At 59.9% G+C, this 24,059-nt stretch carries 21 protein-coding genes; 11 read left to right on the top strand and 10 right to left on the bottom strand.

The genetic code is table 11. The annotated features are described in order from the left end of the window. The first annotated feature begins 109 nt into the window (after nucleotides 1–109). Both MWU54_RS11885 and MWU54_RS11880 read left to right on the top strand, forming a co-directional pair. On the top strand, nucleotides 110–1,033 hold the full coding sequence (locus MWU54_RS11885) for an MBL fold metallo-hydrolase (RefSeq protein WP_247083771.1): 924 nt from the start codon (nucleotides 110–112) through the stop codon (nucleotides 1,031–1,033). 42 nt (nucleotides 1,034–1,075) lie between these two features. Beyond that, nucleotides 1,076–1,468: a metallopeptidase family protein gene (locus tag MWU54_RS11880; RefSeq protein WP_247083769.1), complete on the top strand. Its 393-nt coding sequence runs from the start codon at nucleotides 1,076–1,078 to the stop codon at nucleotides 1,466–1,468. Nucleotides 1,469–1,488: 20 nt separating this feature from the next. Here the strand turns inward: MWU54_RS11880 and MWU54_RS11875 are convergent, their stop codons facing one another. Then, nucleotides 1,489–1,884 (bottom strand): DUF805 domain-containing protein, encoded by a 396-nt coding sequence (locus MWU54_RS11875; RefSeq protein ID WP_247083767.1) that lies wholly within the window; start codon nucleotides 1,882–1,884, stop codon nucleotides 1,489–1,491. 132 nt (nucleotides 1,885–2,016) lie between these two features. Beyond that, nucleotides 2,017–3,678, bottom strand: coding sequence for an NAD+ synthase (locus MWU54_RS11870; RefSeq protein ID WP_247083765.1), 1,662 nt, complete (start codon nucleotides 3,676–3,678; stop codon nucleotides 2,017–2,019). Between the two features lie 154 nt (nucleotides 3,679–3,832). Here MWU54_RS11870 and MWU54_RS11865 point away from each other — a divergent pair, with 154 nt between their 5' ends. Then, nucleotides 3,833–5,230 (top strand): 2-isopropylmalate synthase, encoded by a 1,398-nt coding sequence (locus tag MWU54_RS11865; RefSeq protein WP_247083763.1) that lies wholly within the window; start codon nucleotides 3,833–3,835, stop codon nucleotides 5,228–5,230. A 20-nt stretch (nucleotides 5,231–5,250) separates the two neighbouring features. Here the strand turns inward: MWU54_RS11865 and MWU54_RS11860 are convergent, their stop codons facing one another. Together MWU54_RS11860 and hppD are read right to left on the bottom strand one after the other, a co-directional pair. Beyond that, a complete protein-coding gene (locus MWU54_RS11860) occupies nucleotides 5,251–5,991 on the bottom strand; it encodes a hypothetical protein (protein ID WP_247083761.1) in 741 nt (246 codons plus the stop codon). A gap of 140 nt (nucleotides 5,992–6,131) precedes the next feature. Then, complete coding sequence (gene hppD, locus MWU54_RS11855) at nucleotides 6,132–7,226, bottom strand: 4-hydroxyphenylpyruvate dioxygenase (protein WP_247083759.1); 1,095 nt, start codon at nucleotides 7,224–7,226, stop codon at nucleotides 6,132–6,134. Nucleotides 7,227–7,310: 84 nt separating this feature from the next. Between hppD and MWU54_RS11850 the strand changes: the two genes are divergently transcribed. After that, nucleotides 7,311–7,820, top strand: a complete 510-nt coding sequence (locus MWU54_RS11850; protein WP_247083757.1) for an Lrp/AsnC family transcriptional regulator — start codon at nucleotides 7,311–7,313, stop codon at nucleotides 7,818–7,820. A gap of 12 nt (nucleotides 7,821–7,832) precedes the next feature. Here MWU54_RS11850 and MWU54_RS11845 read toward each other — a convergent pair whose 3' ends face one another. Together MWU54_RS11845 and MWU54_RS11840 are read right to left on the bottom strand one after the other, a co-directional pair. Then, entirely contained in the window at nucleotides 7,833–8,639 is an 807-nt protein-coding gene (locus MWU54_RS11845; protein ID WP_247083755.1) for a trypsin-like peptidase domain-containing protein, read from the bottom strand. 217 nt (nucleotides 8,640–8,856) lie between these two features. Further along, a complete protein-coding gene (locus MWU54_RS11840; protein WP_247083753.1) occupies nucleotides 8,857–9,618 on the bottom strand; it encodes an NAD kinase in 762 nt (253 codons plus the stop codon). 172 nt (nucleotides 9,619–9,790) lie between these two features. Between MWU54_RS11840 and glyA the strand changes: the two genes are divergently transcribed. The 3 genes from glyA (at nucleotide 9,791) to MWU54_RS11825 (ending at nucleotide 13,323) form a co-directional block, all read left to right on the top strand. Further along, on the top strand, nucleotides 9,791–11,086 hold the full coding sequence (glyA, locus tag MWU54_RS11835; RefSeq protein WP_247083751.1) for a serine hydroxymethyltransferase: 1,296 nt from the start codon (nucleotides 9,791–9,793) through the stop codon (nucleotides 11,084–11,086). A 312-nt stretch (nucleotides 11,087–11,398) separates the two neighbouring features. Beyond that, on the top strand, nucleotides 11,399–11,755 hold the full coding sequence (locus MWU54_RS11830) for a cupin domain-containing protein (protein WP_247083749.1): 357 nt from the start codon (nucleotides 11,399–11,401) through the stop codon (nucleotides 11,753–11,755). An 11-nt stretch (nucleotides 11,756–11,766) separates the two neighbouring features. Continuing rightward, complete coding sequence (locus tag MWU54_RS11825; RefSeq protein ID WP_247083747.1) at nucleotides 11,767–13,323, top strand: 2-isopropylmalate synthase; 1,557 nt, start codon at nucleotides 11,767–11,769, stop codon at nucleotides 13,321–13,323. Nucleotides 13,324–13,395: 72 nt separating this feature from the next. Here MWU54_RS11825 and MWU54_RS11820 read toward each other — a convergent pair whose 3' ends face one another. Beyond that, nucleotides 13,396–15,843, bottom strand: a complete 2,448-nt coding sequence (locus MWU54_RS11820; protein ID WP_247083745.1) for a ligase-associated DNA damage response DEXH box helicase — start codon at nucleotides 15,841–15,843, stop codon at nucleotides 13,396–13,398. Nucleotides 15,844–15,944: 101 nt separating this feature from the next. Here MWU54_RS11820 and MWU54_RS11815 point away from each other — a divergent pair, with 101 nt between their 5' ends. Continuing rightward, on the top strand, nucleotides 15,945–17,099 hold the full coding sequence (locus tag MWU54_RS11815) for an MFS transporter (protein WP_247083743.1): 1,155 nt from the start codon (nucleotides 15,945–15,947) through the stop codon (nucleotides 17,097–17,099). 27 nt (nucleotides 17,100–17,126) lie between these two features. On the opposite strand, the gene MWU54_RS11810 is transcribed toward MWU54_RS11815, so the two are convergent. Next, a complete protein-coding gene (locus MWU54_RS11810) occupies nucleotides 17,127–17,717 on the bottom strand; it encodes a riboflavin synthase (RefSeq protein WP_247083741.1) in 591 nt (196 codons plus the stop codon). Between the two features lie 106 nt (nucleotides 17,718–17,823). On the opposite strand from MWU54_RS11810, the gene MWU54_RS11805 reads away from it, so the two are divergent. From MWU54_RS11805 to MWU54_RS11795, 3 genes are all read left to right on the top strand, one after another. After that, a complete protein-coding gene (locus MWU54_RS11805; RefSeq protein WP_247083739.1) occupies nucleotides 17,824–19,122 on the top strand; it encodes a capsule biosynthesis protein CapA in 1,299 nt (432 codons plus the stop codon). A gap of 184 nt (nucleotides 19,123–19,306) precedes the next feature. After that, nucleotides 19,307–20,371: a polysaccharide biosynthesis/export family protein gene (locus tag MWU54_RS11800; protein WP_247083737.1), complete on the top strand. Its 1,065-nt coding sequence runs from the start codon at nucleotides 19,307–19,309 to the stop codon at nucleotides 20,369–20,371. 68 nt (nucleotides 20,372–20,439) lie between these two features. Then, a complete protein-coding gene (locus tag MWU54_RS11795; protein ID WP_247083735.1) occupies nucleotides 20,440–22,404 on the top strand; it encodes a capsular polysaccharide biosynthesis protein in 1,965 nt (654 codons plus the stop codon). On the opposite strand, the gene ribD is transcribed toward MWU54_RS11795, so the two are convergent. Continuing rightward, nucleotides 22,380–23,492, bottom strand: coding sequence for a bifunctional diaminohydroxyphosphoribosylaminopyrimidine deaminase/5-amino-6-(5-phosphoribosylamino)uracil reductase RibD (gene ribD, locus MWU54_RS11790; protein WP_247084051.1), 1,113 nt, complete (start codon nucleotides 23,490–23,492; stop codon nucleotides 22,380–22,382). The genes MWU54_RS11795 and ribD overlap by 25 nt on opposite strands. Before the next feature lie 8 nt (nucleotides 23,493–23,500). After that, entirely contained in the window at nucleotides 23,501–23,980 is a 480-nt protein-coding gene (gene nrdR / locus MWU54_RS11785) for a transcriptional regulator NrdR (RefSeq protein ID WP_247084049.1), read from the bottom strand. Nucleotides 23,981–24,059: the final 79 nt, after the last annotated feature.

The raw sequence follows: 24,059 nt of genomic DNA, 5'->3' as shown, positions 1-24,059 counted from the left end.
CGTCAGCGCGACGCCGCCCCGGAGGTCATCATCACGAACCAGTGAATAGGTCGTGCTTCCTGCATATGTCCGGCTAGGTCATAGTCGGACTACAAGGGGAGACAGACTAATGACAAAATTCACAATTACGCGCCGGACCGCATTGACCGGCCTGGCCGCCGCGCCGCTGGCCAGCCTTGCCAGCACGCCTGTGCTGGCCCAGGCCGCACAACAGGGTCCGCAAATTCCACGCATCAGCCGCTTTGGCGTCGGCAATTTCGAAGTAACAACCCTGCTGGTTGGCAGCCGCACTGTCGAAGAGCCGCAGGGGATTTTCGGTATGAACGTGTCGGCTGAGGAGTTTTCCTCTGTGTCCGCGACGGCCCATATCCCGATCGGCAAAGCACAGTTCTTTTTCCACCCGACGCTTGTGAACACGGGGTCCGAGTTGATCCTGTTCGATACCGGGTTGAACGGGGCCTCGATCGCGCAGGCGGTCGAAATGGCAGGGTATTCCGCTGACGCCGTCACTCATGTCGTCCTGACACACATGCATGGCGACCACATCGGCGGTCTGATGACAGACGGGGCCGAAACCTTCAGCAACGCCGCCTACATCACAGGGCAGGTCGAGTTCGACCACTGGTCCGGCACCGACAACGAACGGTTCGCAAGCAATGTCGCACCGCTGGCGGAGAAGATGTCCTTTATCGGTGATGAGGCAAGCATCGCGCCCGGGATCACCTCGGTGGCCAGCTTTGGCCACACGCCGGGCCACATGGCGTATCGGCTTGAAAGCGACGGGCAGCAGCTTTTGATTTTTGCGGATCTGGCGAACCACTATGTCTGGTCACTGGCCTATCCCGACTGGGAAGTGCGCTTTGACATGGACAAACAAGCCGCCGCCGCCACACGCCGCCGGGTGTTGGGCATGCTGGCCACGGACAACATCCCGTTCATTGGCTACCACATGCCCTTCCCCGGTGTCGGCTATGTCGAAACACGCGGCGACGGGTTCCACTACGTTCCACACAGTTATCAGCTTTTGCTCTGATCGCATCTTGACGTTGGTGGCATGCGTCCTGCTCATACGGGCATGGATGGAGCCACCGATATCGACGACATCACCCGGTATGCCGAGGCGGCCCTTAAGGGGCTGCCTCAACCGTTTCGGGACATATGTGCGGACGTCGTGTTGCAGGTCACGGATTGGCCCGAACCAGAGATGCTCAGCGAGTTGGGCATCGAAGACCGGCTTGACCTCACGGGGTTGTATGACGGCATCCCCGTGACGCAGAAATCAAACGTGGACCCGTCGCCGTTTCCCGACACCGTGTGGTTGTTTGCACAACCCATTTTAGACGAGTGGCGCACGCGCAAGAACGACACGCTGGAGGATTTGGTTCAGCATATCGTCGTCCACGAAATCGCGCATCACTTTGGCTGGACCGACGACGAGATTGCCCAGATCGACCGATGGTGGGAATAAACGGGAGCGTCGCCAGACCGTTAGTCTGCTTTGAACGGCTCGGGTGGACCGTACTGATTGGTGTCTGGCTGGCTGGGTTGGACGTAGAAATACAGCAACACGAAAAAGCCGATGATCGGGATAAACGCGATCAAGAGCCACCAGCCGGTTCGACCGATGTCATGCATCCGCCGCACACCGACCGCGATGTTCGGCAACAGCAGGCCAAGAGATACCAGAAATGACAATGGCTCGCTTTCGCTGGCCGGGCCCAATCCCAGAAGCGGCCCGATAATCAAGCCGTCGATCAGTTGCGTGACAAGCAGGACAAGGAAAACAGCCAGCACCCACCACCAGAATTCTGACCGCGAGGCGCGACCTGTGAATGTCGCGTATTTCGACAGTACTGTACGTGCGGCGGTTTGTAGGGACTCCATGACGCTATCTCCGAAACTGATCACGACCAAGGTTGATCGTTTCACGGTGTGAGTCAACGTAAGGCTGGAGACGGCATGCTGCAGGCGATTGGGTGCCACAACGCGGTGCCGCGCAGCGTTGCAGACTGATTCTCAGCTTTCGTCGCGCCAACGGTTCACGATGGGATAACGCCGATCCAGCCAGAAGGCGCGTTTGGACAGGCGCGCACCGGGGGCGGACTGAAAGCGTTTGTATTCACTGATGTAAAGCAGGTGCTCGACCTTTTTGGCGTCCGCACGATCATATCCAGCGGCCACGCAATCCGCGATGGAGCCGTCTTCATCGACCAGAATTTCAAGAATGCCGTCGAGCACCGGGTAATCCGGCAGTGAGTCGCTGTCTTTCTGGTCCTCGCGCAATTCAGCCGAGGGCGGTTTGGTGATGATCCGGTCCGGGATCACCTCTCCCGCCGGGCCCATCATCCAATCGCGATGGGTCTCGTTGCGCCAGCGGCAGGCTTCGAACACGGCGGTCTTGTACATGTCCTTGATCGGATTGTACCCGCCCGCCATGTCGCCATAGATCGTCGCATATCCGACCGCAACTTCGGATTTGTTACCTGTGGTCAGCAGCATTTCGCCAAACTTGTTCGACAGGGCCATGAGCAGAAGCCCGCGAATACGCGACTGGATGTTTTCTTCGGTCAGCCCTTCGTCAGTGCCTTCGAACAGGGGGGCCAGTGTTTGCGTCACCGCCGCGCGGGTGTCTGCGATAGGCACAAAATCATAGCGACAACCAAGCGCTTCAGCGACGGCTTTTGCATCTTCCAAGGACTCTTGCGATGTATATTCCGAGGGCAGCATCACGCAGCGCACATTCTCCGCACCCAGCGCATCCACCGCAATCGTTGCGACGATGGCGCTGTCGATGCCACCGGACAGACCCAGCAGCACCTTGGAAAACCCGGTCTTGGCAAGGTAATCGCGCAACGCCGTGACCATGACGCGGTAATCCTGCTCCATCGCGTCGGGATGCAGATCAAAATCGCCTTTTGCGGCGCGCCACCCGGTTTCACTACGATACAGATCGACATGGCTGACGACCTCGTCGAAGACCGGCAACTGCACCACCATTTCGCTGGGCGGGGTCAAAACGAATGACCCGCCATCGAACACCTGATCGTCCTGCCCCCCCACCATGTTCAGGTAGATCAAGGGCAGTCGCGCTTCGACAAGACGCGAGATCATGTGGTTCAACCGGGTTTCGAACTTATCGCGGAAATAGGGCGATCCGTTGGGCACAAGAATGAACTCTGCCCCGCTTTCCTCAAGCGCTTCGATCACGTCCGGGTACCAGGCATCTTCGCAGATCGGCATGCCGATGCGCACGCCGTTGACCGCCACAGGCCCCTGCATCATATCGCGCGAGAACAGGCGAACTTCGTCAAACACGTTGAAATTCGGCAGGAAATACTTGTGCACGACCGCTGCGACCTTGCCATCTTGCAAGGTGAAATAGCTGTTGTGCAGCTTGAGGTCCTCGCCCACGCATGGGCCACCGATACACAGCGCCGGTCCATCGGCACAAGCCTTGGCCAGTGCGTCGATCTCTGCCTTTGCCGCCGCCACAAAGGCCGGTTTCACGACCAGGTCCTGCGCCTGATAACCGGTGATGAACATCTCGGGCAGTGCCACAAGGTCCGCGCCAGCGGCCTTGCCCTGTTCCCAGGCAGCGCGCGCTTTGGCGGCGTTGCCCTTCAGGTCACCGACCGTGGGGTTCAACTGGGCCAATGTTATCCGAAACCGATCCACCATTGGGACGTCTCCCTTACCCGACATCGCCGGTGACATAGCAGAACCCCGCCCGAGGGAAAGCACCTTGTCGGATAAGACATTGTCTGACACCGCGCCGTCGCATAGGTTTTCAGCACAGGGTCATGGCAACGAACATGAGTGGGAACGCGAGCACATGAGATCAGGCACGACAGTCCTTCTGAGCGCGAGCGTCGCGCTGATTGGTGCAAGCGCTGGTCTGGCGCAGGATGGCGAGGTCCAGACCAAGCAATATGACGACGGCGGCGTTTACGAAGGCACGTTCCAAAACGGGCTGCAGCACGGCACCGGCACATATCGGCTTCCCAATGGATATGAATACACGGGCGACTGGGTTGACGGCGAAATCCGCGGAAATGGCGTGGCGCGGTTTCCGAACGGATCAGTCTACGAGGGCCAGTTTGCCAAGGGCAAACCCGAAGGCATCGGCAAGATCGTCTTTGCAGATGGCTCAACCTACGAAGGGTCTTGGCTTGACGGCAAGATCACCGGTCAGGGTGTGGCGCTTTATGCCAATGGCGTGCGCTACGAAGGCAGCTTCCGCAACGCGCTGCACCACGGGCGCGGCACCATGCAAAGCCCGGGGGGCTATGTCTACGAAGGCGACTGGGTCAACGGCGTCAAGGAAGGCAACGGAACCATCACCTATCCTGATGGATCGATCTATGAAGGCCGCGTGGCTGCGGGCGACCGGGACGGACAGGGCAAACTGACCATGCCGGATGGCCTCATTTACGAGGGTACGTGGAAAGGCGGTCAGATCGATGGCACCGGCACGCTGACACAAGCCAACGGCGACATCTATGAGGGGCAGTTGGTTGCCGGACGGCGCGATGGGCAAGGCAAGGTCACTTATGCCAATGGCGATGTCTATGAAGGCCAGTTCAAGGATGACCTGCGCGAAGGGGAAGGCACGTTCATAGGCACCGATGGCTATCGCTACGAAGGCGCGTGGGTCGCGGGTCAGATCGAGGGGCTGGGCAAGGTCACCTACCCGGACGGGTCTGTCTACGAAGGCCAGTTCCGTGGCGATCTGGCAAATGGTCAGGGCAAAATCACCTACCCGGACGGATCAACCTACGAAGGGGACTGGGTGGACGGGGTCATCGATGGCAAGGGCAAGGCGGTCTATGCCAACGGGCTGGTCTACGAAGGGGAATTCAAGAACGCCCGCAATCATGGCGTCGGGGTGATGACCTATCCCGACGGCTACAAATACGAGGGCGAATGGCAGGACGGACAGCGTCACGGTCAGGGCACGGCCACCTATACCGACGGCACGGTCTATGTCGGTGAGTTCATGGGCGGCCAACGCCACGGGCAGGGCAAGATCACGATGGCCGACGGTTTCAGCTATACCGGAGACTGGTCAAACGGTGAAATCAGCGGCACCGGCACCGCCACATACGCCAATGGCGACGTGTACGAGGGCGCTTTCCTGAACGGCAAGCGCCAGGGCACGGGAACCATGCGCTATGCAACGGGCGAAGAAGCCACGGGCGAATGGATCAACGGCGCGCTGACAGACGGGTAAGCGCCAAGTACCGCGATTTGCTATCCTTCTGCTGAGTCGAAAAGACTGATGGCATAGCCCATGCCATCGTCATCAACGTCAACAAAGACTGCATCGCCCTTAAGTTCCGAAATCATGACACCGAAATCCCAATGGTCTTCACCATAGGAGTCGTCATGCTTCAACTCCTCGACTGAAGCAAACCCACCGGCCTCTGCAATTTGCGAAACAAGCGCCTGGACAATGTTCAGATTGCTCTGATCAGCCGTATTCACCCTGGCAATGGAATTGTCTCCCACAGCTAGAGTGACGGAACCTTGTGTTGGCGCACCTTGGAAGACGACCAAGGCTGTTTCCTGGCTGTCTTCCCCAGGTTTGGTTGACCCTTCTCCGGGATCAACCATCGCAAGCTTAATCTTCCGTTTCTTGATGGTTTCGCCAGTCTTCTTCGAGTCGTAGACGACTTTTGTCACCCTGAAGTCTTTAAGGTTCGTGACGTAGATTTCGGGCAGCTGAATTTCCGTTCCGCTTGGGAAAACCAGTTTTCCTTGGGTCGCTTCTGCACCCTTTCCCTCATTCCTCGCTGCAATCTTGGCGTTAAGAGCAGCGACGATCTTGGCGGACTTCTCCACTGCAGTATCGTCTTTGTCGATATCTACAACAACACCCTCTTTGAATTTGGTGCCGCCATCAGACCTGAACTCGACCTTCATGGCCACCTTGCCGGTTTTGGTGGGCTTTCCAATCGAATGCTTAAAAATCGTTGTACCAGCATCTGCCATACCACATCCTTTCAATAGCAATTTTCGAATGTGGGTATCTTACGCCTCCATGCTGCTTTGACCTAGACTCGAATCCGGACATCGCTGAAACAGCTTGGGATACGCGATGTCCGAAATGCTCGTGTGGTACTTGCTATAGGTTACCCCGCCTTCAAAACGCCCCGTTCGATCTGGTCGGCTTCGATGCTTTCGAACAGCGCTTTGAAGTTGCCTTCGCCAAAGCCGTCATCCCCTTTGCGTTCGATGAACTCAAAGAAGATCGGCCCGATCACGGTTTTCGAGAAGATCTGCAGCAGGATGCGGGTCTCGCCACCGCCGACAACGCCTTCGCCATCAATCAGGATGCCATGCTTTTTCATCCGGTCGATTGGCTCTTCATGGCCAACAACCCGCGTCTTGCTCAGTTCGTAGTAGGCATCAGGCGGTGCGGGCATAAATGTGATGCCGCGCTCTGCAATTTCGTCGACCGAGGCGTAGATGTCTTTCGCCCCGACGGCGATGTGCTGAATGCCTTCGCCCTTGTAACGTTTGAGATATTCGACAATCTGGCCCGTCTCACCACGGTCTTCGTTGATCGGGATACGGATGCGGCCGCAGGGGGATGTCAGTGCGCGGCTCAAAAGGCCGGTGAACTTGCCTTCGATGTCGAAGAACCGGATTTCCTTGAATCCGAACAGATCACCGTAGAACTTGAACCAGACATCCATATTGCCCTTGTGGACGTTGTGCGTCAGGTGATCGAGGTAGTGAAACCCGACGCCTTCGGGATGGGCTGCGGTCACCCAGTCAAACTCTTCGTTGTACGGGTTTTCTTCGTAATACTTGTCGATGAAGTAAATCAGCGATCCGCCAATGCCGACAATCGCCGGCACGTCCAATGATTTGCCTGTGCCCTCATATGGCGTTGCGCCCTTTGACACCGCGTGATCAAACGCGTGCCGCGCATCAACGACGCGCCACCCCATCGACGGCGCACAGGGGCCGTGTTCGTCGACAAAACGTTTGGCGTGGCTGTCGGGTTCGTTGTTCAAGACATAGGTGATGTCACCCTGCTGCCAAAGCTGGATGTCCTTGGTCTTGTGCGTGGCGGTATGGGTATAGCCCATCTTGGCAAACAGCGTGCGCAACTCTTCCGGATTGGGATGCGCAAATTCGACAAATTCAAACCCGTCTGTCCCGGCGGGGTTTTCTTTGGAAATCGTGGCTTTGGGTGCGTTGTGCGGAAAAGGGCCCATGTCGTCCTCCATGTTTGAGCGCAGTCTACGCGGGGCACGGCGCGATTTGCGCCCAAATACATGACTATCACCCACATCTTTCGCATGCGAATTGCACACCAAAGCCTTCTGGTGCAATATTTCCGCACTATGCGACTTGATCCCAAAGATATCCAGCTTCTGTCGATTCTTCAGAAGAATGGTCAAACCTCGGCCTTGGAGTTGTCTGAGGTGTTGGACATGTCAGCGTCGCAGATCGGGAGACGGCGTCAGAGGCTTGAGGCAGACGGTCTGATTGTCGGAACGCCATGTCGGCTTGATCCGGTTAAGCTGGGCCTGACTGTGCAGGCATTCATTCAGGTGCAAACGGATTCTCAGGACGGCGAAACGCATCGGTCGATCAAACGGTTGGTCGATATCCAGCCCGAGATCATTGCCGCCTGGACCTTGACCGGGGAGGCCGATTACATTTTTCGTGTCTATTGCGAAAACTTGTCCGCGCTGAACCGGCTTGTTCAGGATGTGCTGCTGCCGCACCCTGCGATTGGCCGCGTGCACAGCCAGATCGTGATGGATCAGGTCAAAGACGACACCGCCCTGCCCTTGCCACTGTGAGCAAGGACGGCCCTAGCCGCCGGGTTTCACAAACCGGGCACCCCCGCCCGAGCGCTGCCCCACCTTGACCCGCTTTGCCCCGGCGGTCACCGGCGCGCGGGCCGCATCGTTGCGCATCTCGCGTTTCATCGCATCCACCACATCGGGCAGTGTCATGCCGATGGCTTCTTTGTCGTCTGGCCCCTGCGACATCATCGAAATCACCGACAGAATCCGCAAACGGCCATCCACGCGGGTGAAAACCGGCGCACCGGAGGAGCCGAACGTGACATCGCAATCAAAGGTCATCACACCGCCGCGATAGGTTTGTTTGTGGCGACACCCGGATTCGCGCTGCAGGGAGTCGTTGCGGCCACGACCATAGGACACCAGCGTCACGCTGTTTGCGTTCACCGGGTGCGTGTGCACTTTGAACGGCTCAGCTTCGGTGCTGTAGATGTCACGCTCCAGTCGCAGAAGCGCAAGATCGGTCCGGACCTTTTGGGTCAGCGATGCCTTCTGCGCGGTTTGATATCCATCGGCCACAACCACTTTGCTGATCCGCCTGCTGGCGGCGGTTTGCCCATGGGTGTACCCGGCATGGAACCGCATTTTCGAGATCGGCAAAACGCGCCCGGATGCGTCGTCCACCACGCAATGTGCGGCGGTGAGAACCAGATTCCGCGCAATCAACGTGCCGGTGCAGGACCCCGTACCCAGATCAAGTCGGCCCACACCTTCCCAACCCAGCAATTCGCCCCGGTCGTCCAGGCGGTCACGCTCTTGCGCCAAAGCCGTGCCGGTTGCCAACATCACCGTAAGCAGTGTCAGAAGTGACATGATGCGCATTGGAGATCCCTCACTCGTCATCCAATCGCCGCGTCCTGCGGCACCATAGGGTGCGTAGAGAAAAAGCGTGGCAGAAGCTGGACCGGTTCATGTCAGGCGTATGGTGGCGGGTCGCATGTTCGAGCGACGTCGTTCCTGGGCTGGGTCGGCGCACAGCCCATACGCCATCGGTCACGCGCGGATCGACGCGTTCGCATCTGTCAGTGCGTCAGACGAATTGTTCGCGGATCAACCGTTCTTCCAGCCCGTGTCCGGGATCAAAAAGAACCCTATGGGCAATCGACGGCTCGGAGCGAATATCCACCCGCACCACATCACGGACCGCGCGCGCATCCGCTTCGGCCATCACCGGGCGCTTTTCCGGGTCCAGGACTTCAAAGGTGACGTCTGCTGTCTTGGGCAGCAAGGCACCGCGCCAACGGCGTGGTCGGAACGCCGCCATTGCCGTGAGCGCCAGAACGTCTGACCCGATGGGCAGGATCGGCCCATGCGCGGAATAGTTATAGGCGGTCGATCCTGCAGGCGTGGCGACCAAGGCCCCGTCACAAACCAATTCGGACATCCGCACCTTGCCATCGACGCTGATGCGCAGTCGCGCGGCCTGCGGACCTGCCCGCAACAACGACACCTCGTTGATTGCCAGCTCCCGATGCGTGCTGCCATCGCTGGTGATGGCCTGCATGGACAGTGGATTGATGACTTCTTCTTCGGCTTGCTCCAGCCGTTCTTCGAGGCCGTGGTCCGAATATGCGTTCATCAGGAACCCTACGGTGCCCCGGTTCATACCGTACACGGGTGCCAGCAAATCCTGCGTGCGGTGCAGCGTGTCGAGCATAAATCCGTCGCCCCCCAGTGCGACAATGACATCTGCACCGGCTTCGGCATGATCGCCGTAGCGCCGGGTCAATCCTTCTTTTGCGGCCTGCGCAATCGGCGCAGAGCTGGCTGTGAAGGCAATTCGCAATGACATGACGACCAGTTCCAATCGGGGTAGACCGGGTTTGACCCAAACACAAACAACACGCGCGCGCCAGTCGTGGCGCAACTTTATTGCGCAACGTCGTATTAACGTCTTTGCCTTTTCGGGCAACTCAATTACTTAACCCTCAACGCAATCCACCCGCTTCTAGGAGGCCCAGCCCATGAACGCGCCACATCGTGACACCGGATTTTTCACGACTTCGCTCGCCGAGAGTGACCCTGAGCTCTACCGCTCGATCACGGATGAACTTGGTCGGCAGCGCGACGAGATCGAACTGATCGCGTCCGAGAACATCGTCAGCCGCGCGGTGATGCAGGCGCAGGGGTCGGTGATGACCAACAAGTACGCCGAAGGCTACCCGGGCCGTCGCTACTATGGCGGGTGTCAATTCGTGGACGTGGCCGAAAACCTCGCCATTGACCGCGCATGTGAGCTGTTCGGCTGTGGGTTTGCCAATGTACAGCCAAACTCGGGGTCGCAAGCCAACCAGGGTGTGTTTCAGGCATTGCTCAAACCCGGCGACACGATCCTTGGAATGAGCCTTGACGCAGGTGGGCACCTGACGCACGGCGCGGCCCCCAACCAGTCCGGCAAGTGGTTCAAGGCCGTGCAATACGGTGTCCGCAAAGAGGACAACCTGCTGGACTACGATCAGGTCCAGGCTTTGGCGACCGAACATCAGCCGAAACTGATCATTGCCGGGGGATCCGCGATCCCTCGCCAGATCGATTTCGCCCGCATGCGCGAGATTGCCGACAGCGTGGGTGCCTATCTGCATGTGGACATGGCCCATTTCGCCGGTCTTGTGGCGGCAGGAGAGCACCCGTCGCCTTTCCCACATGCCCACGTGGCGACCACCACGACGCACAAGACCTTGCGCGGACCGCGTGGTGGCATGATCCTGACCAATGACGAGGCGCTTGCGAAGAAGTTCAACTCTGCCATCTTCCCCGGCATTCAGGGCGGTCCGTTGATGCATGTGATTGCGGCCAAGGCCGTGGCGTTTCGCGAAGCCTTGCGTCCCGACTTCAAGGTTTACCAGCAAAACGTCATCCGCAACGCGCAAGCCTTGTCTGACCAATTGATCAAGGGTGGTCTGGACACGGTCACGCACGGGACCGACACGCATGTGGTTCTGGTGGACCTGCGCCCGAAAGGTGTAAAGGGCAACGCGACCGAAAAGGCCTTGGGGCGGGCGCATATTACCTGCAACAAGAACGGCGTTCCGTTTGACCCGGAAAAGCCGATGGTCACGTCTGGCATTCGTCTGGGCACACCGGCCGGCACCACACGCGGGTTTGGCGAAGCCGAATTCCGCCAGATTGCGGACTGGATTATCGAAGTGACCGACGGGCTGGCCGCGAATGGCGAAGACGGCAACGGCGCGGTCGAGAAAAAGGTGCGCAAAGAAGTGGCCGAAATGTGCGCCCGCTTCCCGATCTATCCTGACCTGTAGAATTTACTAGGCGCGGCCCAGATTCTTCGTACGAAGAATCTGTACGCCGAACAGTAAAAAATTGCGTAACAGAAATACGCGCTTCGAACTATTGGAGCGCGTATTTTGCATTTCGCGGCTTTTCTTTCGAAAATTGCGCCGTATAGTCTCGCCCATGACATCTATGGCACATACCGCAGCTGACACGCGCCTCCGCCCGACGCTTTCGCGCGCCATCCGTCTACTTCTAATCCGCCTCTGAGCGTGCCAAACCGGCGCGTCCGCTCAGAGGATCAAGCGTAGCGCGCCGACGCACCCGGATTGGAAACTCCCATGAACAAAATCAATCTCGCAGAGAAACTGTCACTGTTCTCAAGCCATTGGGACCCACACGTTGTGGCGTCCTACAATGGCAATGACGTGATGGTGGTCAAGTTCGCCGGCGAATTTCCGTTCCACAAACATGACGATACGGACGACTTCTTCCTCGTGATCTCGGGCGACGTGACAATGGACTATGAAAACGCGCCATCCGTCACGTTCGGCCCCGGAGAGATGGTGATCGTGCCAAAAGGCATCGTTCACCGCCCCCGCGCGACAACCGAAGCGCACGTGTTGCTGATTGAACCAACGGGCGAGCCCAATACGGGCGACAGTGGCGTGCCCCCGGCCGCCAAGCCCGCGATCTGAGGACCAAAGACATGATGAACGACAAGAACCGAGTGGTCATCTTCGACACCACGTTGCGCGACGGCGAACAATCCCCCGGCGCGACCATGACGCATGACGAAAAGCTCGAAATCGCCGAACTGCTCGACGATATGGGCGTGGATGTTATCGAAGCCGGGTTCCCCATCGCCTCCGAAGGTGATTTCCGCGCGGTGAGCGAAATTGCCGAACGTTCAAAAGACGCCGTGATTTGTGGCCTCGCCCGCGCGCAATTGCCGGATATCGACCGCTGCTGGGAGGCGGTGAAGAACGCAGGCAAACCGCGCATCCACACGTTCATCGGCACCTCGCCCTTGCATCGTGCCATTCCAAACCTGACCAAGGATGAGATGGCCGAGCGGATCGAACAGACCGTGACCCACGCCCGCAACCTGTGTGACAACGTGCAATGGTCCCCCATGGATGCGACCCGGACGGAATGGGATTACCTGTGCCGCGTGGTTGAGATCGCGATCAAATCGGGGGCGACTACGATCAACATCCCCGACACGGTCGGCTACACCGCGCCGATTGAATCCGCTGACCTGATCCGACGTCTGATCGAGACCGTTCCCGGCGCGGACGAGGTGATCTTTGCCACGCATTGTCACAACGACCTTGGCATGGCGACGGCCAACTCCCTCGCGGCTGTCGAAGGCGGCGCACGGCAGATCGAATGCACGATCAACGGCTTGGGCGAACGCGCTGGCAACACCGCGCTCGAAGAGGTGGTGATGGCCCTCAAGGTGCGCAACGACATCATGCCGTATCACACCGGCATCGACACCAAGAAAATCATGCATATCTCGCGTCGGGTCAGCACGGTTTCCGGCTTCCCGGTACAGTTCAACAAAGCCATTGTTGGCAAGAACGCCTTTGCGCATGAATCCGGCATTCATCAGGACGGGATGCTGAAGAACGCTGAAACCTTCGAGATCATGCGCCCCGAAGATGTGGGGATCTCGGGCACGTCGCTGCCGCTGGGCAAACACTCGGGGCGTGCCGCGTTGCGCGCCAAGCTCAAGGAGCTGGGCGTTGACGTCGGGGACAACCAGCTCAAGGACATCTTTGTGCGGTTCAAAGACCTCGCCGATCGCAAGAAAGAGGTGTTTGACGACGACATTCTCGCACTGGTCAGCGCGTCTGGCGACGGCGACGACGCATTGCAGCTGGTGAATCTGCACGTCACATGTGGCACCGGCCCGGCCGAAGCCACGCTGGAGATGGAAATCGACGGCAAGGAAGAAAGCGCCACCAGCGAAGGCGACGGACCGGTGGATGCCACCTTCAAAGCGGTGCGCATGCTGCACCCCAACAAGGCGCGGTTGCAGCTGTACCAGGTGCACGCCGTGACCGAAGGCACCGACGCACAGGCGACCGTTTCCGTGCGGCTCGAAGAGGACGGAATGATTGCAACGGGTCAGTCTGCGGATACCGATACTGTGGTCGCATCCGCCAAAGCCTATATCCACGCGCTCAACCGTTTGATCGTGCGGCGTGGCAAAACCGGCAAGGACGTCAAAGAAATTTCTTACCGGGATGTGACCTGACGGGGGTGCCGGGCTGAAGCCCGGCCTACGCACACGTCAAGGGTAGGCCGGGCATTTGCCCGGCACACCAACTCAATACGGCACCCGCCATTTCGGCTTGCTGGGCGCGGCTTCGACCTGCGCCAGACCACTGGTCTCCATCAGCCGCGTGACCTCTTCTTCCAGCAAACGCTCATCCGCCAAGCCTCGCACCGGCACGCGCCCCGGTTCCAGAAAGAGCGGCGCAGCCAAGGGTGTCACGCGGTCAAGTCGCTTCAGATCAATCCGATCTTCCACACGTTCCGCCATATCTCGAATGCGCGCGAAATCGACCAACCCGCGCATCGCTTCTTCGCGGGTGATCTGCATCAGCAGGTGATCGGGATCGTATTTCAACAACGTGTCATAGAGGATATCCGACGACATCGTCGCCTGCCGCCCGGTCTTGCGCTGCCCGCCCAGATTGCGTTCGATCAATCCTGCGATGGTCGCAGAGGCCCGGAACGTACGCTTCATCACGGCATTCCCGGCCAGCCATCCGTCCAGCCCCGCCTCCAGCGCCGCAATGTCGAACAAGGGCGCGGGGTCGATCACGGCGTCCAGCCCCCAGATCAGCACGGCGTAATCCGTAGCGACAAAGCCCATCGGGGCCAGACCTTCTTCCTCCATCCGCTTGGTCAGCAAGAGCCCCAGTGTCTGCATCGCGTTGCGCCCGGCAAAGCCGTAAGCCACCAATTGTTCGCGCCCATCATGCGGGAAGCTTTCGATCAAGAGCCGACCGGGTTCGGGCAGACGGCTGACCCGGCGCTGCATGTGCAACCAATCCCGCGTATGGCGCGGCAGGTCGGGCCAATCGTCTTGCTGAAACATCTCGACGATGCGGTTCGACAACTGCGTTGAGGTGGCGAATTTCGTACCCATGAAGGTGGCGATTTTTGGTTTGCGACCAGCATCGCGCGTCACTTCGACGGTCAATTCGCGCAGGCCTTCATAGCGCACGATCTGGCCGCCGATCAGAAAGGTATCGCCGCGCGTCAGGGTCGCGGCAAAGCCTTCTTCGATCTCGCCCAAAGGCTTTCCACCGCGCCCGCGCCATTTCACCTTGAGCGTGTCGGTGTCCTGAATGGTGCCGATATTCTGTCGGATACGGGCGGCAGACCGCGGATCGCGCAACTGCCAGCGCCCGTCGGGCAACTGCTTCAACCGCTGCCACTGATCATAAGCCCGCAGCGCGTAGCCCCCCGTGGCACAGAACGCCAAACAATCGTCAAACTCTGCACGCGTCAGATCGGCGTAGGCCCCGGCGGAGGTCATCTCTTCATAGAGCGCATCCGCCTCAATCGGCCCGGAGCAGGCCGCGATGAGAATGTGTTGGCACAGCACATCGCGCGGTCCACGCCCGCGCCATTCTCCGTCCAGATCATGCGCTTTCACCGCATCAAGGGCCGCGACGCATTCCACAACCTCGAACCGGTTCGCAGGCACCAGCAGCGCCTTGGATGGCGCATTGTAGCGGTGATTGGCGCGCCCGATGCGTTGCACCAGCCGTTTGACGTTTTTCGGGGCCCCGATCTGGATCACCAGATCCACATCCCCCCAGTCGATCCCCAGATCGAGCGAGCCGGTACAGACAATCGCCCGCAGATCGCCCCGGACCATCGCCGCCTCGACTTTTTCGCGCTGACCGCGGTCCAGTGATCCGTGGTGGATGCCGATTGGCAAGGCGTCTTCATTGGCCAGCCAGAGATTGTGGAAAAAGATTTCCGCCTGCGCGCGCGTGTTGTGGAAAATCAGCGTTGTCTTGTGCTTCTTGACCTCTTCGAGCACGGCGGGAATGGCGTATTTCGCCCCACCGCCCGACCAGGGCGGGGCCTCGTCCGTGACCAGTATCCGGATATCCGGGTCCGGTCCCGGATCGGCCATCGCGATCTCGCACGGGTCGGGATGCCGTGCCAGGAACTGCGCGATGGCCTGCGGGTCTTCGACCGTTGCAGACAGTCCGACGCGGCGCAGATCAGGGCACAGGGTTTGCAGTCGCGCCAAGGCCAGCATCAGTTGATCGCCACGTTTGCTTTCTGCAAGCGCGTGGATTTCATCGACAATCACCCGCTGTACACCGCGAAACATCCGCGGCGCGTCTTCATAGCTGGTCAAGAGCGCAAGCGATTCCGGCGTCGTCAGCAAGATATGTGGCGGGTCGGCGCGTTGGCGCTTTTTCACATGGGCCGACGTGTCCCCGGTCCGGTCTTCCACCCGGATCGGCAATCCCGCCTCGTCAATCGGAGTGCGCAGATTGCGTTTGATGTCGGCTGCCAACGCCTTGAGAGGGCTGACATACAACGTGTGCAACCCATCGCGCGGGGTGTCTGCCAGCTCTTGCAGCGTCGGCAGAAACCCGGCCAGCGTTTTGCCGCCACCGGTGGGCGCGATCAATAGCAAACAGCGCTCCTGCGCGCGGTCAAGCATGTGCTGCTGATGCGGGTGGATGGTCCACCCACGGGTGTCGAACCAAGATTGAAGCGGAGCTGGCAAAGATGTCATGGGGGATAGATAACCTGCGTGCCGCAGAAGAAAAACGGTCGTTGCCATTGCAGGTGATTTGCGGTTCCGCCACTAGTCGGGCCAGATCAGGAAGGACAGGCATGACGCATCCGCTTTTCATCACGGGGGTGATCTATCTGGCGGGGCTTGGCGCTGCGGGTCAGTTTTCCAAACTCGCGGTGAGCTTTGTCACCCTGGCGCAAACCTATGACGGCAGCGATGCCACATTGGGACTGGCCGTGTCGCTGATCAGCCTTGTGGGCGTATTGCTAGGGCTTGTTGCGGGGATGGTGGTGAACCGGATCGGCACGCGACGCGCCTTGGTCTGGTCGCTGGCGCTGGGTGCTGCGATTTCGATCTGGCAAGCCAGCTTGCCGTCCCTGCCGTTCCTGATGGCAAGTCGCGTTTTGGAAGGCGTGTCGCATCTGCTGATCGTGGTCGCGGCTCCCACGCTGATCGCCGAGATGACGCCGGATCGGTTGCGCCCTGCGGCGTTGACCCTGTGGAGCACGTTTTTCGGGGTGGCGTTTGCCATGACCGCCCTGATCGCGCCCGGTGTCCTTGGCTTGGGCGGACTTCCCGCGTTGATGATCGGGCATGCCATTTGGATGGCGGTGGCCTGTCTGCTGTGCCTGATGGTGCTGCCGCGCCCTGATGCACGGCAGTCTTTCACAACGCCGGAAGGGTCTGTCTTGCAGCGCCACATCCGCGCCTATGCGACCCCCGGCATCGCAACCCCGGCGCTTGCCTGGTTATGTTATACGCTGACCTTTGTGTCGATCCTGACCGCGTTGCCACTTTTGACCAACGGGACGGCCCCGCCCTGGCTGGCCCCACTTGCGCCATTGGTGTCAATTGCCGTGGCCCTGACCGCCGGAATTGTCCTGTTGAACCGGGTTCGGGCGTTGCATGTTGTCACCGGCGGGTTCGCGGCCTGTCTGGGGGCCGCCGTTGTCGCGTTCATCGCCGGGTTTTCAGCCGCCAGTATCGTATTGCTGTTTGCCGCGATGGCGTTTGTTCAGGGATCGGGCTTCGCCGTAGTCCCTCAGCTTAACCCTGATCCCAATGCACGGGCGCTGGCCAATGGGGCGTTGGCGCAGATGGGGAACCTTGGCAATCTGACCGGAACACCGCTGTTGATCGCGATCTATCAAGGCGCGCCATTGATCGGGCCTTTCGCGTTTCTGGCAGTCGCTTACAGCGCTGGTATGATCCTGACTTGGATCATTGGACGCAAAGCGGTCGCCCGTCTCTAGCGAAAACCGTCCGCACCCGAGTGCGGATCAGCCCTGCATCTCGGCAAGCCGCGCCACGTACCGCGCCAGCGTGTCAATTTCGAGGTTCACCTTGTCGCCCACCTTGGAACGCCCCCAGGTCGTGACCTCTTGCGTGTGGGGAATGAGGTTGACCCCAAAGCGGCATCCATCGACCTCGTTCACGGTCAAAGATGTGCCATCAAGCGCAACCGACCCTTTGGGCGCGATAAACCGGGCGAGGGTTTCGGGCGCTTCAAACGTGTAGCGAATGCTGTCGCCTTCGGGGCGCATGTCCACGATTTCGGCGAGGCCATCAACATGGCCCGTCACGATATGCCCGCCCAGTTCATCGCCAACCTTGAGCGCGCGTTCGAGATTGATTTTCGTGCCCACTTGCCAAGACCCGAGCGTTGTCTTGTCGAGGGTTTCCGCGCTGATTTCCACTTCGAACCAGTCCGGTCCCAGCACCACAACAGTGAGGCAAACACCACTACAGGCAATCGACGCGCCGATATCAATCCCGTCGGTGTCATAGGCGGTGGCGATGCGGGCGCGCAGATCACCGCGATGTTCCAATTGGCGCACCTCGCCGATGTCCGTCACGATGCCTGTAAACATGATCTTGCCCCTATCTTGCGTCAGCCCACCAAATCTTGCGGTCAGGCATTCCCACACCGCCGGTGCGTATGGTAGCCTACCAACGGCTGAGGGATACTGCGCAGACATGACAAAGACAACGGCCAAGACAGACACCCGTGCGTTCCTGTTTTTGCAGGGCCCGCACGGTCCGTTCTTTTCGGAACTGGCGGCGCACCTTTCAGAAACCGGTGCAACCTGTTGGCGGGTTGCATTCAATGCCGGTGACGCGTCGCGTTGGTCGGATCGCGACCGGTTGCTGCCCTTTCGCGCGCCACTTGACGGCTGGCACGCCCAGTTTGAACGCTGGGTACAATCGACCGGGGCCACCGATCTTGTGCTTTACGGCGACACGCGGCAACACCATGCCGAGGCGGTCAGGATCGCACGCCGCTTGGGGATGACCATTCACGTTTTCGAAGAAGGTTACCTGCGCCCCTACTGGGCCACGTATGAACGCAACGGCTCGAACGGGAATTCGCGGCTGATGCACATTTCGCTTGAGGATATGACGCGCGCGCTGCGTCAGCGGGCGGATATGCCAACGGTTCCCCCGGACCGATGGGGCGATTTGCGTCAGCATATGATCCACGGGGCGCTGTATCATTGGCATGTTCTGTTCAGAAATCAGGCGTTTCCGAATTACCGCCCCCATCGGGATCAATCCGTCGCGGAAGAGTTCAGGCTTCAGCTTTTGCGATTGATCCGCAGGCCCCGCCATATCCTTCTGCGGCATCTGGCAACACGGCGCATTCGCAAAGGAGGCTGGCCCTATCACGTTGGTCTTTTGCAACTGGAACACGATGCAAGTTTTCGCGCGTTTTCACAGTTCAAATCACAGACCGAGTTCGTTGACCTGGTGATCGACGGTTTTGCCAAGGGGGCCCCGGCGCATCACCGGCTGGTTTTCAAAGCGCATCCGCTGGAAGACGGTCGCGCGCCATTGGAACAGGCCATCCGGCGCAGCGCGGCGCGCCATGGTGTTGCGGACAGGGTCTGCTTTGTGCGGGGCGGCAAGCTGGCTTATCTTCTGCAAGCCGCGCGGTCGGCTGTCACGGTCAATTCGACCGCAGCCCATCAGGCGCTCTGGCGCGGATTGCCGGTGCGCTGCTTTGGCACAAGCGTTTATGACAAACCGGGGCTGGTGTCGCATCAACCGCTGCCCGCGTTTTTCCGGTCCCCTCATCCGCCCGACCCCGACGCCCACGCGATTTACCGGCAGTTCCTGCTGGAAACGAGCCAGCTTCCCGGTGGGTATTATTCCGCACGAGGGCGCGCACAACTGCTGCGGCATGTCGTGGATCGGATGATGGCGCCGCATGGGCCTTACGAATTGCGTCTGTCGGGTGAAGCGTCCGTGACGCAACAGTTGCGGCTTGTTCAGTAGACGGCACCATCCCTAGTACTGGCCAAACTGCCCCGATTCCGGTAGCTTATCGAAAAAAGATAAACCGAGGCAGACAATAACTGGTCGAGGAGACCGAGCAGTGTTCAGTTCAAATTTCCGGTGGGCGCGACCCATCGCTGTGGTGCTGTGCGCATCCTTCCTGGCATCGTGCACGTTGCCCGGGATGGGGCCGAGCAAAAACCAGATCTTTGCCGGTTCGGTACAGCGCGAAGGCGATGCGTTTATTGTGGCCGTCAACGACCGGGTGACGCGCACAACCGCCGTTGTACCCGCGCTTGGATTTTCCGACCGCCTTAAAAACACAAGCCTGCAGGGCGCAGATACCATCCGACCCGGCGATACGCTGGGTTTGACGATCTGGGAAAACGTCGATGACGGGTTGCTGGCCGGTGAGGCCTCCAATGCCACGTCGCTTGAAAACGTTCAGGTTGACGGATCCGGGTTTATCTTTGTTCCTTATGCCGGTCGCATCAAAGCTGCGGGCAACACGCCCGAGGCCATTCGCCGGATCATTACAAAGAAACTTGAAGACCAGACGCCGGACCCGCAGGTCGAGGTCCGTCGATTGGCCGGTGACGGGGCGACAGTGTCGATCCTCGGGTCTGCTGGCACGCAAGGCGTGTTCCCGATCACCCGCCCCACCCGCACGCTGGCGTCGATGCTGGCCAGCGCAGGGGGCGTCGGAACGTCGCCCGAGATCGCTCAGATCACGTTGACGCGCAACGGGCACAGCGAAACCATCTGGTTCGAAGATCTTTACGCCAATCCCAAGCTGGATGTCGCCTTGCGCGACGGCGACCGCATTCTGGTCGAGGCCGACCAACGGTCCTTTACCGCGCTGGGTGCGGCAGGATCGCAAACGCAGCTGACATTTGACAGCCGCACGTTGTCTGCGGTCGAAGCGCTTGCACAGTTGGGTGGCCTGATCGCAACCACGGCGGACCCCACCGGCGTGTTCATTTTCCGCAACGAACCGGCGGAAATCTCGAACGCCGTGCTGGGACGGTCCGATCTTGTTGGTGCCCAGCGCATGATCTACGTGCTTGACCTGACAGAGCCGAACGGATTGTTCGTTGCACGCGATTTCCTGATCCGGGACGGGGACACGATCTATGTCACAGAGGCCCCGATTGTTCAGTGGAACCGGACCATTGCTGCCATCACGGGCACTTTGGGCGGGGCCCAGGGGCTGGCCGATGCCGCCACTGGTGGAACCACCAGCCCGTAAGCGCCAGCGTGCCTGACGCAAGACATCACATTGCGAACGCCGGGGGATCAACACCCCGGCGTTTGTGCGTGTATAACAGTGGATTTCTGACCCAGACGCGCATCAAGCGGATCCTGTCGCTCAGCGGCTGGTCGGTATCCGTCGGTCGCCCGTCCGAGGGCGATTGGATCGGCGTTTGGGGGGCAACGCCCAGTGCAAGCCGGGGAGTGTCCGTCGCCGACAAAACGGACAGTCCGGTGCTGCGTGTTGAGGATGCTTTTCTGCGGTCCCTTCACCCCGGGCGCGTTGGCCGCGAACCGCCCCTGGGATTGCTGCTGGATCGGACGGGTCTGCATTTCGACGCGTCGCGCCCGTCGGGCATCGAGACCCACTTGATCGAAAGCCCATTGGATGACACCGCGTTGCTGGATGAAGCGCGCGGGTTGATCGCCCGCCTTCGGACACTGAAGCTGTCGAAATATTGTGCCTATGATCCTGATCTGCCTCTCCTGGAGCCCGGGTATGTGCTTGTGATCGATCAAGCCGAAGGCGACGCGTCGGTGCAGGCGTCGGTCCCCGGCGTAGACACGGCGCGCGCGCGATTTGCCGAGATGCTGTACTATGCACAGACCGAACACCCGGCCGCGCGCATCCTGATCAAATCGCATCCGGAAACCACTTCCGGCAAGCGCGGTGGGCATTATACCGATGCGCATCTGTCTGACAGGATCGCTTTTGTGGAGGGCGACTATGCGCCCTACGATCTTCTGGAAGGGGCCATTGCGGTCTATACCCTGTCCTCTCAGATGGGGTTCGAAGCCATTTTGGCCGGACACAAACCCCGCGTGTTCGGCACGCCGTGTTATGCCGGATGGGGTTTGACCGAGGATGAACACAGCTTCCCTCGTCGCCAGCGCAAACTGACCCGCGCCCAACTGTTTGCAGGTGCGATGATCCAGTTTCCGGTCTGGTATGATCCGTTTGACGATGTTCTGTGCGGACTTGAACGCGTTGTTGACACGCTGGAAGCGACACAACGCACATGGATCGAGGACCGCCACGGGTGGATCGCATCCAACATCAGTTTGTGGAAGCGACCGCACATGCAAGCCATGTTCGGTGCACATGTTCCGATGCGGTTTGGATCATCTGACACAGATGGACACCGCCGTAAGATGGCGTGGGGGTCGTCGCATACGGCGGATTGGAGCGTCGAAGACGGCTTTCTGCGGTCAAACGGTCTGGGCGCGGAGCTGGTGCCGCCGGTGTCGCTCGCGCTGGACGATCTTGGGATCTACTACGATCCGACCCGCCCATCCCATCTTGAAACGCTGATCTCCAAAAGCGCGAAGCTCTCGGCCCAAGACATCCGTCGGGCGCGCCGACTGATTGATGCGCTGGTGGAACACGGCATCACGAAATACGCGACGGGCCTGTCGGACGATACGCTTCCGGATGTTCAGGGGCGGACCGTTCTTCTCGTGCCCGGGCAGGTGGAAGACGACGCATCCGTGCGCCTTGGTAGTCCGGACATCAAAACCAACGCCGTCTTGCTAGAGCATGTCCGACGCGCAAATCCCGACGCATTTATCATCTACAAACCGCATCCGGATGTGCAGGCGAACCTGCGACCCGGCAAGGTGGCACATGCCGAAACCTGGGCCGACCTTGTGGTAGAGGATGTCCCGATGGCCTCGCTTTTGGGACATGTGGATGCGGTCTGGACGCTGACTTCGCTTACCGGGTTCGAGGCGTTGCTGCGCGGTGCGTCTGTCACCACGTTGGGCATCCCGTTTTACGCGGGTTGGGGCCTGACAGCCGATCTTTGTGCGATGCCGGAGCGACGCAATACGCCTGTCACCCTGGAAGGTTTGGCGCACGCCGCGCTGATTGGCTATCCGCGCTACCATGATCCGGTGACCAATGCCGCGTGTCCTGTCGAAGTGGCTCTGGATCGTTTGGTGTCAGGGCGCACAGCGCAATCAAAGCGGTTGCGTATACTGGCCAAAGCGCAAGGGCTGCTGTCAGGTTATGCTTGGCTCTGGCGGCGCTGACGCGTCCAGCTTTGGACCACGTCCTCCCCGATGTGTCGGACGGACAAGAGGTGAAAGCGCGGTGCATCAGACAGTTTCTCAAGACCCAGGGCCCCCAGCGCCGGGCGACCTTCGGCCCCGATGATGACGCCCCCCATGTGCAGATCCAGACGGTCCACAACATCCGCCCCAAAGAGGCTGGCCGCCAATTCGCCACCACCTTCGCAGAACACCCGTGTCAGGCCCTGTGTCCCCAACGCCTGCATCAGCGCCCCGATATCAAGCTGACGCCCGACCAAGGGAACCCGGATCAGGATTGCCCCAAGCGCCTGCCACGCCGCGCGCGCCTCTGCCGGGGCGTCATCCCCATGGCAGAGCCAAAGCGGCGCTTCCGGCAGGGTCGACACAAGTTTGCTGTCTCTAGGAATGTCCAGCCGACGGGTCACCACGATGCGAACCGGCTGTTTCGGGACGTCTGGCCCGCGAACCGTCAAAAGCGGGTCATCCGCGCGGGCCGTGCCTGCGCCGACCATCACGGCATCGTGGCAGGCCCGTAGATGGTGCACGTGGGCGCGCGTCTCTGGGCCGGTGATCCACTGGCTGTCGCCGCTGGCCGTGGCGATGCGTCCGTCAAGGCTGGTTGCGAGTTTCAGCGTGACAAGTGGACGCCCAAGTTCGGTGCGCAAAAAGAACCCGGCATGATCTACCGCGGCACTGTCCGCGCCGACACCTGTGGTCACGTCAATCCCCGCCTCCCGGAGCCGCGCAAAGCCCTGGCCTGACACGCGGGGATCCTTGTCGGAAAACGGCGCAACAACCCGGGCGATCCCGGCGGCGATCAGCGTATCGGTGCAAGGTGGCGTCTGCCCCTGATGGGCGCAGGGTTCCAGCGTGACATAAGCGGTCGCCCCCCTGGCGCGATCGTCCGCCATGGCCAGCGCTTCGGTTTCCGCATGCGGGCGTCCACCCGGTTGCGTCCACCCTTCGCCGACAATGTCCCCATCCCGCACCACGACACAGCCGACAGCGGGGTTCGGCCACGTGTTGCCAAGCCCCCGCCGCCCGAGTTCCAAAGCCCGGTCCATATAGAACGCATCATCCGGGCGCATGGTGGCGCTCACTCTTCGGGTTTGGTCTTGTCTTTTTCGTTGGGGCGCAGTTCGCTGACGAATTTGTCGAAATCGTCTGCTTCCTGGAAATTCTTGTACACGCTGGCAAAACGGACATAGGCCACCGTATCGATCCGGGCCAGGGTCTCCATCACGATCTCACCAATCTGCTTGGAGTCGATGTCGGTTTCGCCCATGCTTTCTAGTCGGCGCACGATCCCGGAAATCATCTGATCAATTCGGTCCGGCTCAATCGGGCGTTTCTGCATCGCCATGCGGATTGACCGTTCCAATTTGTCCCGATCAAAATCCTCGCGCCGTCCGTTGGATTTGATCACCACCAAATCGCGCAACTGGACTCGTTCGTAGGTGGTGAACCGGCCACCACATGCCGGACAAAAGCGTCTGCGGCGGATGGCGACGTGATCCTCCGCCGGACGGCTGTCTTTTACCTGTGAATCAATATTTCCGCAAAACGGGCAGCGCATTGGCCGTCCCCCTCTTTTTCGTCTCTGCCTCAGACTGTGGGTTTTTCCCACTTATCCACAGCCACTATAGGTCAGCCCC

The sequence above is a fragment of the Marivita sp. S6314 genome, assembly GCF_023015985.1.
Taxonomy (GTDB): domain Bacteria; phylum Pseudomonadota; class Alphaproteobacteria; order Rhodobacterales; family Rhodobacteraceae; genus Marivita.
This window is presented reverse-complemented; position numbering and strand designations above follow the sequence as displayed.